The following is a 17,140-nucleotide window of genomic DNA, read 5'->3' as shown; positions in this document are numbered from 1 at the left end:
CTAAATAGTCAACCTGATATTGCTGACGATTCGACAACAATATCAGATTCCTTAAAAGATTCTGTCACTTCTATTTTACAGGGATGTAGAAACTACTTAACTTTAAACTTCATTCCAATTGAGAAGGCCTCTCCAAGTTTATCCCCCATTTGATAATACCCTTTATCGGATGCACTAAAGACAAATGGCGATACTTTTTGCAAAGTGGGAATGCCCTTTTCGTCGAGGACATCACTGTCCGCCTTTACATCGACGATTTCACCAATAAACTGAGTATGTATGCCAAGTTCTACTGTCTGTACCAGCCGACATTCTAAAATCAAAGGAAATTCACCGACATAAGGGGCATCAACAAGCTCGCTTTTAACCGGAGTTAAGCCGGTCACTGCAAATTTATCCGCATTTTTGCCACTGACAATACCCACATAATCAGCCTCAACTGCTTGTTTGCTGGAAGGTATACTAATCGTAAATGCTTTTCGCTTCATGATATTATCATAAGAAGCTCGTGGTTTTTGCAAAGATACCGTCACACATGGTGGAACAGAACAGCAAATTCCTCCCCATGCAGCGGTCATTATATTTGGAACACTATTTTCTCCATAAGTTCCCACAACCCAAACTGGACTGGGCATTGCAAATGTTTTAGCGCCTATCGATTTTTTCATTACTCTGTTTCCTCCTCGTTAATTGAAAAGCTATTTTGCCAGTATTATTATCCAAATACTGGTATTTGTCAAGAATGCCATCAGTAATCAATTGCAAATACAAGGTGACAACGGTTTTTAACTTGAAAATCTTTCTTATTCGCAATATAATTAAAGCACCGCCTGTTGCTTTTCTTAATTCGTTCATTTACCGGGCGGAAGGTAAAATCGTTTTGTATTACAAAAAAAGAAAGGGGAATGCATCAGGCTTTTAATTTGTACAGTCTGCTGCTAAAAATATGATATGAGTAAATCAGAAACCAAAGAAGTGATCATTGGCGCATCGCTTGAAGCGCTAAAAGAAAGATTTTTATCAAATTTAGATGAAACACGCCGTTTTTCCATTATCGAAAAAGAGCTGAAAGAAAATAACTATGTGATTATTTTGCAAACAACCCCCAGTTCAAGGTCGGCTGGTGAAATCGTTACCGTAGAATTATGTGAAACCGGGGATAAGCAAACGCGCGTCGTTGTAAAATCAGTGCTGGCAGCACTGTTTCAGCGATCGGATAAAGGAGTTAACCAGGAAAACATCGATGCGATCGTGCCAATGCTAAAAGAGGTCCCAGAAAAGTTAAGTTGAGTCTGATGCCACTTAACTTTTTTGGCTGGTTTAGATTGGAAAAAATATATTTTGGGTTATCTGGAAATGTTGTCAAAATCTTTGTTTAACTTATCCGATCTCCCATCATCACTTAACCAGATGACATCAATCGGATTCCTATCCACGAGTCTTTCAAAATGATATTTCGGATAACCAATCATGACGGCTCCTGTTATTGACTTAGTCTCTGGAATTTTTAACAAGTCCAGTAAGGGAACATAGTTTGAAAATGCACACATCTCAAAAAGACCTGCCCAAGCAGAACCAATTCCTAACGTATTTGCATACAGTTCTAAATAGGCAAGTGATAAAATAGTATTTTCCCGACCGTTTTTAAAATCTTTTGGTGCCGTCGCGATAATTAGATTTGGAGCAGAACGAAAAATTCCATCAATCCCTTTTTCTCTATAAGCTTTAATATGCAACGGAAAGCTCCACCAACGAGACTGGTTTTCTTCCATCCATTGAATAACAACTGCTGTAGCTTTTTCAAGTGTTTTTCTATTTTCTATAATAATATATGAGATCCCCTGTTTATTGCTTGCAGTAGGCGCAAATCGGGCAATATCGGCTAATTTTAATAACTGTTTTCTAGGAACACTTTCACTTTTATAACAACGAATTGATCGACGTGATCGCATAAAATGGTAAGCAGTATCACTATCAATAACTGGAAAATTTTCCAAAACCACTTGATCCGATAATGGTGTCTTGGCATTATCGATCGCCGTATTGGGACATATAGCAACACAATGACCGCAGGCGATGCATCCTTCCGGTTTAACTTCTTCTGGCCCGTTCTCTCCCATATGTAAAGTTCTTGTTGGACACAGTTCTACACATATCCCACATTTGGTACATTTTTCATGATCAACCTGAATAATATTCATTTTTACGTTCCTCACTTCAATAGTTGTTATTTTGAAATTCTATTATGCTATAATAATAGACTGTCAGGTAATAATTAACAAGTAGGCACTTATTAGTGGGATAGTATATACTTGTATACCGTAAAATAATACTTTGACTAATTTAAGGAGTGAGAAATATTGATTAAATTTAAAGATAAAGAGTATCATTGTTCGATGGAATTAACGTTGGCTATCATCGGTGGAAAATGGAAAGTGCTCATTTTATGGTATCTAGGTGATAAAACGATCAGATTCAATGAGCTACGAAGAACTTTACCGAATATTACTCAAAAAATGTTGACTCAACAACTCCGTGAATTAGAAGGATATGGATTAGTAAAACGATTTGCCTATGCACAAATACCGCCCAAAGTAGAATATTCCCTCACCGATTCAGGAAAAAGCATTTTACCGATTTTAGCTAATTTAGGGCAATGGGGACAAAATTATGCAAACTCCGAGATGGATTAAGAAGCAGCGGCAGAAAGTGTCTTCGCACTAGCTGACAAAATTCAAAAGCAGATGCTAGCTTTATTAAATCTGTAGCTATATTTTTCATCTTTTTCAAGCACTGACTTGAATTTTATCAGCACTCTGAAATTGTATATCATCTCGGACCTTTTTCGCCTCGTAAAGCGCTTGATCAGCATTTTTAAGCAATTCTTCGATGGATGAATTCTCCGACGGAACAATGCAGCTGACCCCGATACTGATTGTAAGGGATTGGCACGCCTGACAATCAATTTCGGGAATCGTCAACTCGGCAACCTTTTCCTGAAGTTTCTTGGCAATGGTCAGGGCACCGTCTTTATCTGTTTGGGGTAAAATGACAGCAAATTCATCTCCGCCATAGCGGGATACAACATCGGCCGCACGGTTGGCGCAGAACACCAAAACATCCGCAACCTGCCTTAAGCAACAGTCCCCAATCTGGTGACCGAAAGTATCGTTCAATGTTTTAAATAAATCGATGTCAATCATCACTAAAGACAGCGGCAATTGATTCCGTAGACACTTGTTCCATTCCAGATTCATTGTTTTGTCAAACATGGAGCGGTTGAAAATATTCGTTAACCCATCTCGCTGTGAAAGGTATTTCAATTTTTCATTGACCGCCTTTAACTCATCATTAACCTTTTTTAATTCACGACTTTTTTCCTCAATATTTTTTTCATTTTCAAAAGTTTTTACGCAATTTTTATAGCGCATGCGTGAGATAACTAGAAATAATAACATCAGCAAGGTACTGTTAACCATATTTCCAAATATCCCACCATCGGATGACACGAACATAAACATCAGCAAAATAAAAATGGATTGCACCAGCAAATAGATGGAAAATAAAACATAAGGTTGAAAGATGGGCACTACTGCTATCGCAATAACTGCAGAGATATAAACAATAATTTGGCCATATGAAAATTGATCCAGTAAAGAAATTCCAGCGCACCATAATAATATAAAGGTTGTAAAAATAATCCCTGCATTCCTGATACCAATTTCGTGTTCAGAAATATTTTTTTGAAAATTACTGAATATTAAAGAATTTACTAATGCTGCTAATGCCATCACAACATACATCACAAAAAAAATGATCTTTGGCTGTGCAAACAAAGCTTTTCCCTTATCGATTACAGAAAAAGCAATCATTAACAGTTCCAAAATTACAAATGAGCGTGAAACAATAATCATATTTGCCACATTGGTATTGTTTATCTTCAATGTCAACTCTTTTTGATAATTCTCTGTAATGGGGATATAAAAAAATTTTTTGATCGATAGCAGTATTTTGGAAATCAAAATTCCACACCTCTATTCTGATAAAATTTATTTATTTCAATATAACAGATATTTAGAAAAGCCACAAGAAATTCGCGCATGCATTTCTTATGGTTCATTATCATTCCAAATTAGTACCATAAAATGTTTGTGATTTCATAAGCTATATGAGTTGAGATCATCAGTAACAAGCACTGAATTCAAATGTTTATCGATACTCTGAAATTGAATATCATTTCTTGTTTTTTTTGCCTCATAAAGCGCTTGATCAGCATTTTTTATTAATTCTTCAATGGATGAATTTTCTGATGGAACAACACTGCTGACACCAACGCTGATTGTAAGAGATTGACTCAACTGAGAATCAATCTCTGGAATGTTCAGTTCAGAAACATTTTCCTGAAGTCTTTTGGCAATAGTTAGCGCACCTTCTTTATTGGTTTGGGGTAAGATGACAGCAAATTCATCGCCGCCATATCGAGACACAACATCAGCAGAACGGTTGGCACAGAACACCAACACATCGGCAACCTGCTTTAAGCAATAGTCCCCGATCTGATGCCCAAAATTGTCATTTAATTTTTTAAATAAATCGATGTCAATCATCACTAACGACAATGGCAATTGATGACGTTGACACTTGTTCCATTCCAAATTCATTGTTTTATCGAACATGGAACGGTTGAAAATATTCGTTAAACCATCTCGTTGAGAAAGGTGTTTCAATTTTTCATTAGCTTTCTTCAGTTTCTCATTAATTTTTCCGAATTCTGTATTAACTTTTTCCAATTCATCGTTTTTTTCCTCAATGTTCTTCTCATTTTCAAAAACTTTCACCCAATTTTGGTACCGCATACGTGATATGACCACAGCCAATATCATAACCATAGTACTGTAAATAATATCTCCTGAGACAATATCCGGAGATGGCTGAAACATTGGTATCAAAAGGATAAAAACGGATTGCACCGCAACATAAATTGGGAATATAATATAAGGCTGAAAAATAGGCACAACCGCAATCGAAATCATGGCTGCGACATAAACGATGATCTGACCATAGGATACCTGATCCAGTAAGGAAATTGCAGCACACCATGCTAAGACAAATACAATGAAGATAATCCCCGCCGCCACGATCCCCGTTCCATTCTTGGGAATATCTTTTTCCAGTTTAGTAATCAGCAGAAAAATAACCAAGGCCCCAAATCCCAGGACTACGTACCGCTCAAAAGAAATGATATTCGACGGTATAAACAGAGGTTTCCCTTGATTAATTATTAAAAAAGCGATTGTTATGAGTTGCAGAATAATAAAAGTTCGTGAAATAATACTTAAATTCGCCGCGTTGGTTCTGTTTATCTTTATTGTCAACTCTTTTCGGTATTTCTCCGCCAGCGGGATAAAAAAAATGTTTTTTATGAAGATCAGTATTCTGGAAATCAAAATTTTTCGCCTCACTTCTATTAAATTGAGTTTAGTTTAGCTATATATTTAATATAACAGAAATTAAGAAAAACCACAAGAAATACGCAATGGCATTTCTTGTGGTTTTCGTTCATTTTATAATCTCAATGGACCGTTACCTTTAAGGCAAAACATTCAAGAATTTTCTTCAGGTTCTGAATTTTTTCTTCCGATGGCGGCTCCGCTTCCAATACCTTCGGATCATCGCAGATTCGCAAATATTTTGCCACACCCATATTATGGTAAGGAAGAATTTGAACAAGAGTCACTGCTTTTCCAAGGGATTTGCAGAATTTTCCGGTTGATTTTATATTTTTTTCGGAATCATTGAAACTTGGGATCACGGGAATGCGGATCTGCAGTTTTCCGCCTGCCGCGGCAATTTTTTGCGCATTCTCCAGGATCCGTTCATTAGGAACGCCAATGGCTTTTTTATGCTGTTCGCTATCCATGTGTTTCAAATCATATAAAAATAAATCCACATAGGGTAAAACCGCATCAATGTTTTTGTAGTCTGAAAAACCGGTGGTGTCCAGCGCGGTATGAACCCCTTGTGCTTTCAGTCCCTGTAAAAGTTTCAGGGTAAATTCTGGTTGGGAAAGAGCCTCGCCTCCGGAAACGGTGACCCCGCCGCCGGATTGTTCATAAAAGGGAATGTCTCGACAGAGCTGTTTCAGCAAGTCATCCACTTGATAGTCGGCTCCACACATGGATAATCCGCCCGGATGACATGCCCTGGCGCAATCACCGCAATCGTCACAAAGTAAACGGTTGACGTGAATCAGCTTGATTGCTTCGCCGATTCCGATGCTTTTAGTGATCTCGCCGCTTGTAATGGCGCCTTTTGTACAGGCAGTCAAACATTTTCCGCATTTTTCCACCCCGATACATCGCATCGCCATCCAGCTCAGCTGGGCCGCAAAGGATTGGGATTCCGGACTGTGACACCATGGGCAGCGGAGCGGACAGCCCTTTAAAAATACAGTGGTTCGGATTCCCGGTCCATCCTGAACCGAGAATCCCTGAATGTCATATACTTTTCCTGTTAAGTCTGATTCTTTCATCGTCGGTAACCTCTCACTGCCTTATAGGGCTAATTCTGTCCGACGGATCAGATCATCCTGACAGTTTTTAAACAGTTCCACAAAATAGGCGCTGAATCCGGCCACCCGAACAACCAGATTCTGATAGTCTTCCGGATGCTGCTGTGCTTTTCGCAGGGTGTTTACGCTGACAATATTGAGCTGCATTTCCATCCCGCCCATATTAAAATAGGCTTTCATCAATGCTTCCAGCTTGTCTCTGCCGCTTTCATTACTCAGCGCTGAGGGATGGAATTTCATGTTCAGCAGGGTTCCATTTGAAAAACGTTCCTGGGGAATACGGCTCACCGATTTTAAAATAGCGGTGGGTCCGTTTTTATCAAGCTGCTGAACCGGCGAGATGCCGTCGGCAAGAGGATCACCGCCTCTTCGTCCATCTGGAGTGGCCGGTGTCATCAATCCCCATAAAACATTGGTGGCCACCGGGTACAAACCCGGTGCAAATTTACAACCCCGAACATTGGTAAAGTTCGTCACAATATCGGCAAAAAGATTAAGTAGCCAGGTGGCCCATTCATCGGCGTAATCGGCATCATTTCCGTAGTGTGGCACCTCGTTAAGAATATACTGTCGTAAATCTTCCCGGTCTTCCCAATTGGACATAATAGCATCATAGAATTCCCTAGCCGTGCAGATTTTTTTGTCATAAATCATATGCTTCATTACAGCCAGACTGTCCACGGCATTCCCGATTCCAACCCCCGGAACGCCGCAGCTGTTGTTTTTAGCGCCGCCCTTCATGACGTCCTTCCCGGATTCCATACAGCCATCCATCATGCAGGATACTAGTGGTTGGGCCATATGCTCGGCCGCCACCACTTCAAACATATTGACCATCGACATCTGCCATTCCAGAAAATATTGGTATTGAACAGAAACGGCATCGAGCACCTCATCAAAGGTTTCCATTTCATAGAGATAGCCGGTATGGGCCCCGGTTCTGTTTTCGTTGACGTTTCCAAAAAAGTCCGGCATCGGGTTGTGACCGTCATTGATGGCGTGAACAATGGCCATCGGCATATTCCAGTAGGCTTCTCCCCCGGACCCGCCGCAGGCCGGCCATTCATCTCCGCAGCCGGCCGGTTCAACACAGCCAATGAGGCAGTAATTCCGGGCACTTTCCAGATTCATGCGATTGTTTTTCATTAAGGCCGGAATAATGAGCTCATCATTTTCAAAAGTCGGTACGCCGCCACAGATTTTCGTGGTTTCCAGAGCTGCCTCCCATAATAATTCCGGCGTATTTTTATGAATCCGGAGGGATAAAGGCGGATCATGGAGTTCCAGCCGGGCTGCGGTCTGAAGCATCATGTAGGTAACCGCATTGGTGGCATCCTGATTGTTCTTGTCAACACCGCCGAGCGTCATGAGCTGGCCAACCGTATACCCGGAAACCGCAAGAGTGGTTCCGGATGACCAGATCTTATTCATTTCAGCGACTTTTAGTGAAAACAGATCATAGATTTCCTGAGCTTCTTTCGGTGTCGTCCGTCCGGCTGCCAGATCCGCTTCGTAAAAGCTGCCCAGATACTGGTCAACCCGTCCGAAAGTCGGGGCATGCATATTGTTGTGCAGACACATGCCAATCTGATATAGAAACATGATTTGAACGGCATCCTGAAAGTTACGGGCCGGGTTTGCCATAATCCAGTTCAGTGATTCCGCCATTTTTTCCAGCTCAGCCTTTCGTCGGGGATCCGAACATGCTTCCGCCTGGCGGGCAGCTTCTGCTCCGTACCGCTTGGACAGGGTAATCATGCCATCGCAGACAATCACCACGGAGCGGTAAAAATTGTACTTTTTGATGGTATCCGCTTCCATTTTTCCTTCTAAAGCTGCCATTTTACCTTTGGCTTCCTCCCTAACAGACCCAAATCCCACCCGAATGGCCTTGTCATAATTGGTACAGAAATGACCGACCGGTGCCGCACAGATTCCCTTGTCCCCATAAACGGTAACCTGGTTGCCGACTGCGGCAAAATATCCTTCCGGAATATAGGCATCGGTCATGGCACTGAGGGAATTTTTGGACCAGTAAGGAATAACGCTGGAAATATACGCCCAGTCCTCATCATCAATAATGTAGGGATCCAGCTCTCGGTCAAATAATTGTCCGGCATCGTTGTCAGCCTTCATCCAGACAATATCATTCTCTGGGAAAAGCGCGGAACCGCGATAAGTGGAAGCCATACTCCCGACGATGATCTCATTCGCGCTGATCAAAACCGGCATTTTTTCCGCCAGTTCTTTAAATACCAGTGCCCGTTTTAAAATTCCAGTGAGGTTGGGATTTTCCTGATAAAAATCGGTGACGATTTTCAGCCGGGCCGTGCAGACTTTCGGCATGGTCTCGCGATAATTCTTCCGCATTTTTAAAACGCGGGTGGTAATGGGTTTTAAGGTAAACATATTTCTTCCTTTCCAGTTCTATTTTTATTGAAAATTATCATAAATTTTTTCAATCAATCCGGCCATTACATCTACGTTGACTTCTTTGACGGCGCAGCTTACAAACCAGTTATTTTCCACCGCTCCTTTGGCACAGGAGACGGCATCTGCTCTGCTGATACCGAGTTCTTTGAGGGACTTGATGCCAACCGCTTTCAGCAATTTTCTCACTTTTTCAGCTATCAGTTCCGCGGCCTGAAGGCTCGTCGTGTTTGCCGGAAAATCCAGGCCAAATGCTTTACCAATGTTGATGATCCGTTCAGGAATCGTATCAGCGGCAAATACAAGCACTTCCGGAATGGTCAGTGCACAGGCCGCGCCATGAGGCAAATGAAAAACTCCGCCGAATTCATGTCCTAGGGCATGACCAAAATGGACACTGGCGTCTCCAAAAGAAATCCCGGCGAAATTGCTGGCCAGTGATAACTGCGTCCGGGCTTCCAAATCACTGCCATTGCGCGTTGCTTTTTCCAAATTCTGGGCGATCAGCTTGATCGCCTCCAGCGCCAACACATCGGATCGCGGATTGGTGCAGTTAGTGGTGTAAGATTCAACCGCATGGGAAAGAGCATCCATCCCAGTTGCAGCTGTGATATGGGGTGGAACTGTTAATGTTAATGCCGGATCGACAATAGCTAGATTTCCTGGTTTAACAACAGCTTCCTTGATATGTGTCTTGAGATCAATAATAGCCGCAATCATCGTTACTTCGCTACCCGTGCCAGATGAGGTCGGCACTAAAATCAACGGTGTTTTCATTTCATATTTTTTACCTAATGATGCCCAGTATTGAGTAATCGGAAGCGGATTGTCGTTTAAAACCGCCACGCATTTTGCCGTATCCAAGGTGCTTCCGCCCCCAATACCAATAATTATATCAACATGACTGTCTCGTGCAAATAGACCGGCAGCATCAACCGCTTCATTGGTGGGATCTGGTTTAACCCCTTCATAAACAACCGTTTCGATTCCGGCATCATTTAAAAGCTTGATAATTCGATCAGCCATGCCTGTTATTTTGACTCCCTGATCATAAATGCATAATGCTCTGCTTCCACCCAAATCTTTTGCTTTTTCCGCAATCTGATTGATTGCATCCACTCCAAAAACCACCGGGCTTGCTTGTGTATAGGTACTAATCATTAGTTTCCTCCAATTGATATTATTATTTGAAATCGTTAAAGTGTATTTTCTGTTCTTCGGATGATATCGTTCTGGCAATCTGCATTCAACTCCACAAAATAAGCCGAGTAGCCAGCAATGCGCACAACAAGATCACGATAGGACTGCGGATCTGCCTGGGCGGCACGCATGGTTTCGGTGCTAACAACATTGTATTGAATTTCCATTCCGCCATTGTTCAGATAGGTTTTGGTCATATCTCGAAGCTTTTCAACGCCGTCATCTCGGCTTAATGCAGACGGATGAATACGAATATTCAACGCCAGTCCGTCCATGAATTTGCTCTGGTCATAACAACACGCAGAGGTACACACAGCGGTAGGTCCGTTTATATCTCTTCCCTGTGCAGGGGATGTGGCATCAGCCAAGGCTTCACCGGTTTTTCTTCCATCTGGTGTTGCCCAAGTATGATACCCCTGAAAAACATGGTCAGATGCACTGTAAAGCCCTGCTTTAAAATGTCGGGTTCGAGTACTGTAACACTCACTGCAAATATCATAATAACTATCGCAAACCCATTTCATTTGTTCATCCGCATACGGATCAGCATTTCCATAATGGGGAACTTCGTGAAGAATCTGTTGGCGCAGGTCTTCGAATCCCTCCCAGTTGGCCATCACTGCATCGTAAAGTTCTCTGGCAGTACAGAGCTTTTTATCAAATACCATATATTTAATCGTGGTTAACGAGTCGGCCACGGTAGCAAGACCTGTTGCAGTACCGCCATAGGAGTTATACTTGCAACCGCCCCAGGTTGCATCCTTTCCAGATTCCATACAGCCTTCCATGGAAATGGAAAGTCCAGCAAGAGGTGCATATTGAGTGGTCAGATACTCGGTATAATTATTGATGCTGACTTGTGCCTTGGTGATGTAACGCGCAACTGCCTTAAATGCTTCCTTTACTTCTTCGAAACTTTTCATCTCATAGAGATATCCCTTTTTTACACTGCATTCCTGGCCATTAAAGGCATTGACTCCGTTATTGATGACCATATTGAGAACAACCCCATAGTGAATGCTGGCATAGGGTGGAGCAATCCCATTACAGGCAGAATAATCATTTCCGGAGCCAGTGATTTCCTGACATCCGATCAAGGCATAGTTCCGTGCATCTACCAGACTAAAGCCGAGTTCCTCCATTAGGCCCGGGATAATAATTTCATCATTCTGAAACAGTGGCAGACCGCCCACAAGCTTTGAGGTTTCAAGAGCACATTCCCACAGTTTGTCCGGTGTATTTTTATTAACGCGAAGAGAAATAGTGGGATCATGTAGCTTCAATCGGCCAATGGTTTCAAGAGCCATATAGGTTACCGGATTGGTTGCATCCTCGCCAGTTTCCGGATCAACCCCACCAACTGTGGTATGCTGATAGGTATTACCGATACCTGTGATCTGGGCCACAAATTCAGGCGCTGCGCCGTAGAAGCAGTTTGATTTCAGGAAAAAAGCATCCACGATTTCCTGAGCTTCATCCATTGTCAAACGTTCTGCTTCCAGATCTGCCTTAAGGAATGGCCAGGTGTACTGATCAAATCGTCCAAAGGAGCACGCTGGATACTTCGATTCCAAAGCCAGAAAAAGCTGATACATAATAGCTGCTTGACAGGCTTCCCAGAAATTTCGGGCAGGATTTTTTGAAATCCACAAAAGTCCATCGGCCATTTTTAGCAGCTCATCCCTTCGGGATTCATCCTGACACGCTTTTGCTTTTTCCAGACATGCTTCACTATAGCGCTGAATCATAATTATGGCTGCATCGCAGACAATGGAAGCGGCATTGTAGAACATATATTTATTCAGATCCTCCCCCATAAGGTTGTTTCGATGGGCATCCATAAAATCCAATGCTTCCTTTCGGATGGCACCATAACCAATGTTAATGATCTTCTGAAAACCAGGAGTAAGATGACCGGCTGTCATCATCATCAATGGAGCTCCCGAAGCATTGGCACAGACTTCAAGCTTGCAGAGCTCATCATAGCCTTCCGGCTGCCATGCATTAGCTGTCGTTGTAATGGTTCTGTCTTTCCAATAATCACGAATGGAAACCAAGGCTTCCACATCTTCCGGACTAATAGCAAGTTTGAGTTCTTCTCCTTCGGGATTGTGATACAATCCATCAGCCTGAATCGTCCAGATCCCATTCTCAATCATTGATGGAATCCATCCCTCTCCTTCCCATTCTGGTTCAACACCGGAACCACAGAAGTTTTTTGCTCTGTTCCCGACAATAATTTCAAAATCCTCCACCCGAACTGTCATATTTGCACAGACATCATAAATTGCCCGAGGCCGCTTAATCATCGGCAGCACATGTTCATTTCTCTTGTAGGACTCCGTCGTGATCAGCGCTCTCTCTGCGTCAGTCTGAATGACCCGATCGCGAATGAGCTGATGCATTTTGATAATGCGTTCAGTTGCAGGTTTAAATTTGTACATTTTTAAATTCCTCCTGATTCAATTGAGTTTTTAATCGTTTTCAAATAGGTAAATTGAAATTAAATACGCAACAAATTTTTCTGCTCTGTCATCACATTCTGGTGCTCGGCATCAAATAATATTACACGCATTCAAGTTTTATTATCTTTATCTTAGATTTTTGACTGCTTCAAAGCAACGTTGTTTCTGCACAAATTAAAATAACATCTAATGGTTAAAATGCACAGAAGACTTAAGCAAAAGTAATGTTGATGATGGCATTGACAATCAAAGAAGCCTGCGGAAATCAGCTTCACGCCAATTCCTGCAGACTTTTTATGCCGTTATTATTTTTTAAAACCATCCCTATTTTCCAGGCAAGACATAAAAAAAAGTAACTGTTCTTTTAGTTTCCAGTCATCCAGACTGACCCCCAGCAGCTTTTCGATTCGATTGATTCGATACAAAAGCGAATTACGATGCATATGGAGAAAATTCGACGTGGTGACGATGCTGCTTTCATTTCTAAAATAGCACTTTAGGGTTTCCAGATAATCTGAATGATGTTTCTGATCATAATCGATGATCTTTTGAATCATCGGATGGGTGATCATATTGTTGGGCAAGTTCTCGGCCAACAGCCACATGCTGTATTGACTGGCAAATTCATAAAAATGATAAATCCGATCTCGCCTGCCCTGATTATCAATAAATGTTAAAACCACTTTGAACATGGTGTTAATTTTATACAATTCCTCAAAGGATATAAAGACCGGGCTGAGGAGACAAAGACAATTATGAATGGGCATAAATTCCGATAACCGATTCTGTCCATCATTGGACAAATACACATCGTCTGCGATGGGAATAATGATGTAAATATAAGAATCCATGGCAATGCATTTTGAATCCGTGATGCTTCTTTCTAAAGATTTCATCATGGTAAAATAATAATCGGTTCTTACCTGACTGTCCCTGACCGAAATCAGTCCCATGATATATCTGGTTCCCAGGTTGAAGCCGAGTTTTGATGAAAGCTCTTCAATTTCATTTTGACTCTCGAATTTGCGATTAAACAGATCATGCAAAAATTCTTCATACAATAATCCGCGATCGGCCTTTGACTCGAAAAAAAGATTAAAATTACGGTTCAATTTTTCTGCAACATAATCATAAATCTGAATGGTGTGTTTTTCGAAGGGCTTATCAAAGTCATTGGTTTTGTGCATGCCAAACGTCGCCACAGCATGGCCCTTATTGGAAAGCATCGATACCTTAATATAATGGCCGCTGATATTCGACATCATCTCAACCGAAGACCCGGGGGCATGAATAATGTCACTCATTTTTGGTTTTCCTGCTAAAACCATATCATAATCGGACGTATTCGACCCGGCTTTCATGGATTCCCAAATCGGATCATCCTGAGCATCCATATGCGAACTGATGGCCAGCACATTGTGATTTAAATCCAACACATTAAGGGGCATATCCATCATTTCAGTGGCCAAATCGATAATTTTCTGCAAAGAAAAATTTCGGTATATTAATGAATTAAGCTGTTCATCCAGGGTATTGTATTTGTGAAAAATCGCGATAATCCCGTTTAATATCTTTTGTTCACTTAGACCTTCGAGGATTAGCAGATTGATGTGTTGATATTTTTTCAGTTCAAAATCCATCGGCAAACTATAGCAAAGAAAATTCACATCAGGTGGAACTTCTTCAGAATCAGGTATTTCTTCGGCTTTCATTAAATACAGATTTGATTTTTCAAACGAACACCTGGTAAGATCAATTACCTCAAAAGACTCAATTGTCAGATTAGCATCCGCTCTAATCGTTTTCATTCGAATGTGTTTATCAAAATACTTTTCAATCATATTGATACTGATTTTCAAAATACGCCTCCTTTAATCAGATGTTTTTGAATATCACGAAAGTACGGTATGTTTCGCTCACAATCCATTACTTGTTATTTTACATTCTATCATAGTTTTATATTTTTTACACCGATAAATATTAAATGCATTTAATTGCAAGAATTATGTTCTGAAATATTATTGTGATAAGCAAGCATCATCAGTTGTAAGAATTCAACATCTCTGGTAAACTAAAATATCTACAGGGTGAAACAAACCAGTCTCACCAAATTTATTTTTTAGGAGCAAACATATGGAGATTGAAATAACTAACAACTATGAAAAAGCCTGTGAGGCATGGCGCCTGAAATTTCTGAAAATGGACCATCAACAGCTACTTGAAAAACTGCCGGAAATCAAACCGGAGGAGGGATACCTCACATTAAAGCTCTTCGGTCAAAAATTCGGGATCCATTCTGAAACCGGGAAAATCATCTCTCTTGAAAATTCTCTGGCGGCGGATCGAAATAATCAATTAATTATTTACACATTGCTCTGGTATGCATCGCCCCAGGCGGTATTAAAGAATAAATGGGTTCCCTTCAGAGAGTTAAAAGGTGCTTCCCCCTTTACAACAGCTTTTGAAAAACATGTTCTTGTTCCTTTTGCCCAAATCTTTTCCGGCCAGACCGAAAAGTTGTCGATGGCATGTATCGCCCTTGGCGGTGTCAAACTCCCCCACTCCGATGCCGGCTGTCAGATCAAGGCCTTTGAATGCATGCCGATGCAGTTTCTTTTTTGGGATGGCGATGATGAATTCCCCGCTCAGGCCAATATTCTTTTTGATGACAGCGCGACGGATTTTATCCATGTCGAAAGCACCGTCACTATCGCCGTTGAAGGCGTTCAGCGACTGGCAGCAGCGGCCGGTATCGAGATTAAAGACGCCCTCTATTAAACGCACCGCCAAAATAATATTTTCTGGATAAAAAAAGAAGAAACCATGTGAAAATGCAGGGTTTCTTCTTTTTTATGCTATTGCTGACACCATCACCTTATCTTTACTCAACAAGCCTTTTTCACGGCTCAAAATATTCGAAGATGATCACATCAAATTTCTTCTTGCAATATTCGATATCGTCGGTATCCTGAACGGTCCATCCCACCAGTCGCCCTGTTAATAAATGAAACAGGCTGAGGCCCAGTTTGCGATGGGCATCGCCATGGTAAAAGGCCATGAAATGGGGGCGTGTGACAAAATTTGTACCAAATGAAATGATTAAGAGCCATTGCCACAATTTGACATCAATATCCTTAAGACTTTTTCTCCCAACTGAAAGCTGTCCCCGAACCACATCCGGACGGTTTTTATAAAACCATCTGACAATCAGCGGATGGAAGGACTCTACACAGTACAACCCCTTATACGCATCAAGCATTTCAGCCGTCTTTGAACACAGTTCTTCGATATTCTTGGTACTTTTTAGTTCCACAATCAAGGGCACCTGCCCATTCACCAGTCTAAGTACATCTTCAAACAAGGGAATTTTTTCTTCGGTGTTTTCAAGATTATATTTTTCTAGTTCATCAAGGGTACAGTCGGTTATTAATTTATCCACTCCGCATAGTCGAAACAAATTATCATCGTGAAATACTATGATTTTTCCATCTGCGGTGAGATTTAAATCCATCTCAATGCCATAACCGGCATGCACGGCTTTTTTAAAGGCGGTCATGGAATTTTCAGGAATCGACTTATCCTTATTGTGCAATCCCCGATGAGCATAATAACTCATCCAAAGCTGATCATCAACATCCTTCGGTATCCGGCCCGGAAGGAGCATCAGAATATAAATCGAAAATATAACTATTCCAGCCATGATATAAAGTGTCATGTCTCCTCACCTCTACTTTTAATTTTATTCTATTCAAGCTTTCACTCAAACAGTGTGTCATTCTTTATTTACCCAGACATTATCTCAATTAATTATTAAAACTTCATTAATATTTCAAATGTAAATAATTTTAATTTAATCTGCTTTATTTATAAAAACGCTAATACACCCAGAAAAGCTGCGCAAAAAAGTCCGGAAAATGTAAGGGGAACCATCCCGATCCAGTAACTTAGGGTTTCATCCAGATGGTAATAAAGCACGTAACAAATCAAACTGACAACGGTGACAATTCCCACCAGAACAGCGAGGATCACCCCGGTTTCCGGGCCAAAGCGCCCGGTACCAAACAGCACCGTGATCGCCGACAACTCCAACCCGGTCCAGACCAGTATGATCAGCAGTTCCGAGGTCACAATCCGCTGAAAGACCATGGTGGTAAGCAGAAGCAGAACCACAAATAAAGCGGCAACTCCCACCAGAATCAACCATACCGGTATGCTTTCAGAATGCTTTGAAAGTGCGGCAATCCCCCAGCATAAAAGGGCCACCGCGGCGATGCCTGTGATAAAAGCCGCCGTAATGTAGCACACTCCAGTCGGCCCAACAGAGGCATTGGGACGAAAGGTGACAATCCACCAGGCCAGATAAAAGATGCAGCAAAATAAGAGCAGCAGATGGCCGACAAATATCCCCCAAAGTTCAGCGTTGAAGTTACGGAAATACATCATAAAACCTCCCCTTTCTTTTGCTAATGACCCA

14 protein-coding genes are annotated in these 17,140 nt (G+C 41.5%); 3 read left to right on the top strand and 11 right to left on the bottom strand.

The features are described 5' to 3' along the window. Positions 1-92: 92 nt before the first annotated feature. The gene (locus FZC41_RS15735) at positions 93-668 is read right to left on the bottom strand and encodes a flavin reductase family protein (protein ID WP_148568404.1); all 576 of its coding nucleotides are present in this window, start codon (positions 666-668) and stop codon (positions 93-95) included. A gap of 283 nt (positions 669-951) precedes the next feature. On the opposite strand from FZC41_RS15735, the gene FZC41_RS15730 reads away from it, so the two are divergent. Next, positions 952-1,290: a hypothetical protein gene (locus tag FZC41_RS15730; protein WP_148568403.1), complete on the top strand. Its 339-nt coding sequence runs from the start codon at positions 952-954 to the stop codon at positions 1,288-1,290. A 56-nt stretch (positions 1,291-1,346) separates the two neighbouring features. Here the strand turns inward: FZC41_RS15730 and FZC41_RS15725 are convergent, their stop codons facing one another. Continuing rightward, positions 1,347-2,201 carry a nitroreductase family protein gene (locus FZC41_RS15725; protein WP_148568402.1) on the bottom strand — a complete coding sequence of 285 codons (855 nt, stop codon included), beginning with the start codon at positions 2,199-2,201 and terminating at the stop codon, positions 1,347-1,349. Positions 2,202-2,360: 159 nt separating this feature from the next. Between FZC41_RS15725 and FZC41_RS15720 the strand changes: the two genes are divergently transcribed. Continuing rightward, the gene (locus FZC41_RS15720) at positions 2,361-2,693 is read left to right on the top strand and encodes a winged helix-turn-helix transcriptional regulator (protein ID WP_148568401.1); all 333 of its coding nucleotides are present in this window, start codon (positions 2,361-2,363) and stop codon (positions 2,691-2,693) included. 93 nt (positions 2,694-2,786) lie between these two features. Here the strand turns inward: FZC41_RS15720 and FZC41_RS15715 are convergent, their stop codons facing one another. The 7 genes from FZC41_RS15715 to FZC41_RS15685 all read right to left on the bottom strand — a co-directional run bounded on the left by FZC41_RS15715 (position 2,787) and on the right by FZC41_RS15685 (position 14,525). Further along, positions 2,787-3,944 (bottom strand): GGDEF domain-containing protein, encoded by a 1,158-nt coding sequence (locus tag FZC41_RS15715; RefSeq protein ID WP_148568400.1) that lies wholly within the window; start codon positions 3,942-3,944, stop codon positions 2,787-2,789. Positions 3,945-4,157: 213 nt separating this feature from the next. Next, a complete protein-coding gene (locus FZC41_RS15710) occupies positions 4,158-5,447 on the bottom strand; it encodes a GGDEF domain-containing protein (protein ID WP_148568399.1) in 1,290 nt (429 codons plus the stop codon). Positions 5,448-5,572: 125 nt separating this feature from the next. Further along, on the bottom strand, positions 5,573-6,532 hold the full coding sequence (locus tag FZC41_RS15705; RefSeq protein WP_148568398.1) for a glycyl-radical enzyme activating protein: 960 nt from the start codon (positions 6,530-6,532) through the stop codon (positions 5,573-5,575). Between the two features lie 21 nt (positions 6,533-6,553). Then, complete coding sequence (locus FZC41_RS15700) at positions 6,554-8,980, bottom strand: glycyl radical protein (protein ID WP_148568397.1); 2,427 nt, start codon at positions 8,978-8,980, stop codon at positions 6,554-6,556. Positions 8,981-9,004: 24 nt separating this feature from the next. Then, positions 9,005-10,162 (bottom strand): iron-containing alcohol dehydrogenase, encoded by a 1,158-nt coding sequence (locus FZC41_RS15695; RefSeq protein WP_148568396.1) that lies wholly within the window; start codon positions 10,160-10,162, stop codon positions 9,005-9,007. Between the two features lie 35 nt (positions 10,163-10,197). Beyond that, a complete protein-coding gene (locus FZC41_RS15690; protein WP_148568395.1) occupies positions 10,198-12,645 on the bottom strand; it encodes a pyruvate formate lyase family protein in 2,448 nt (815 codons plus the stop codon). Between the two features lie 326 nt (positions 12,646-12,971). Next, positions 12,972-14,525: a PucR family transcriptional regulator gene (locus tag FZC41_RS15685; RefSeq protein WP_148568394.1), complete on the bottom strand. Its 1,554-nt coding sequence runs from the start codon at positions 14,523-14,525 to the stop codon at positions 12,972-12,974. 274 nt (positions 14,526-14,799) lie between these two features. On the opposite strand from FZC41_RS15685, the gene FZC41_RS15680 reads away from it, so the two are divergent. Next, a complete protein-coding gene (locus FZC41_RS15680; protein WP_148568393.1) occupies positions 14,800-15,444 on the top strand; it encodes a DUF3786 domain-containing protein in 645 nt (214 codons plus the stop codon). A 121-nt stretch (positions 15,445-15,565) separates the two neighbouring features. On the opposite strand, the gene FZC41_RS15675 is transcribed toward FZC41_RS15680, so the two are convergent. Next, entirely contained in the window at positions 15,566-16,381 is an 816-nt protein-coding gene (locus FZC41_RS15675; RefSeq protein WP_148568392.1) for a glycerophosphodiester phosphodiesterase family protein, read from the bottom strand. Positions 16,382-16,530: 149 nt separating this feature from the next. Beyond that, on the bottom strand, positions 16,531-17,109 hold the full coding sequence (locus FZC41_RS15670; protein ID WP_148568391.1) for a hypothetical protein: 579 nt from the start codon (positions 17,107-17,109) through the stop codon (positions 16,531-16,533). Positions 17,110-17,140: the final 31 nt, after the last annotated feature.

The organism is Acetobacterium paludosum, assembly GCF_008086595.1.
GTDB lineage: Bacteria > Bacillota > Clostridia > Eubacteriales > Eubacteriaceae > Acetobacterium > Acetobacterium paludosum.
The sequence above is the reverse complement of the archived record's forward strand: the minus strand, read 5'-3'. Positions and strand labels throughout refer to the sequence as shown.

Bases quoted from the DNA above. Each gene is read 5' to 3' on its own strand.
- FZC41_RS15735 (WP_148568404.1), bottom strand. From the start codon at position 668: ATGAAAAAATCGATAGGCGCTAAAACATTTGCAATGCCCAGTCCAGTT.
- FZC41_RS15730 (WP_148568403.1), top strand. From the start codon at position 952: ATGAGTAAATCAGAAACCAAAGAAGTGATCATTGGCGCATCGCTTGAA.
- FZC41_RS15725 (WP_148568402.1), bottom strand. From the start codon at position 2,201: ATGAATATTATTCAGGTTGATCATGAAAAATGTACCAAATGTGGGATA.
- FZC41_RS15705 (WP_148568398.1), bottom strand. From the start codon at position 6,532: ATGAAAGAATCAGACTTAACAGGAAAAGTATATGACATTCAGGGATTC.
- FZC41_RS15700 (WP_148568397.1), bottom strand. From the start codon at position 8,980: ATGTTTACCTTAAAACCCATTACCACCCGCGTTTTAAAAATGCGGAAG.
- FZC41_RS15695 (WP_148568396.1), bottom strand. From the start codon at position 10,162: ATGATTAGTACCTATACACAAGCAAGCCCGGTGGTTTTTGGAGTGGAT.
- FZC41_RS15690 (WP_148568395.1), bottom strand. From the start codon at position 12,645: ATGTACAAATTTAAACCTGCAACTGAACGCATTATCAAAATGCATCAG.
- FZC41_RS15680 (WP_148568393.1), top strand. From the start codon at position 14,800: ATGGAGATTGAAATAACTAACAACTATGAAAAAGCCTGTGAGGCATGG.
- FZC41_RS15675 (WP_148568392.1), bottom strand. From the start codon at position 16,381: ATGACACTTTATATCATGGCTGGAATAGTTATATTTTCGATTTATATT.
- FZC41_RS15670 (WP_148568391.1), bottom strand. From the start codon at position 17,109: ATGATGTATTTCCGTAACTTCAACGCTGAACTTTGGGGGATATTTGTC.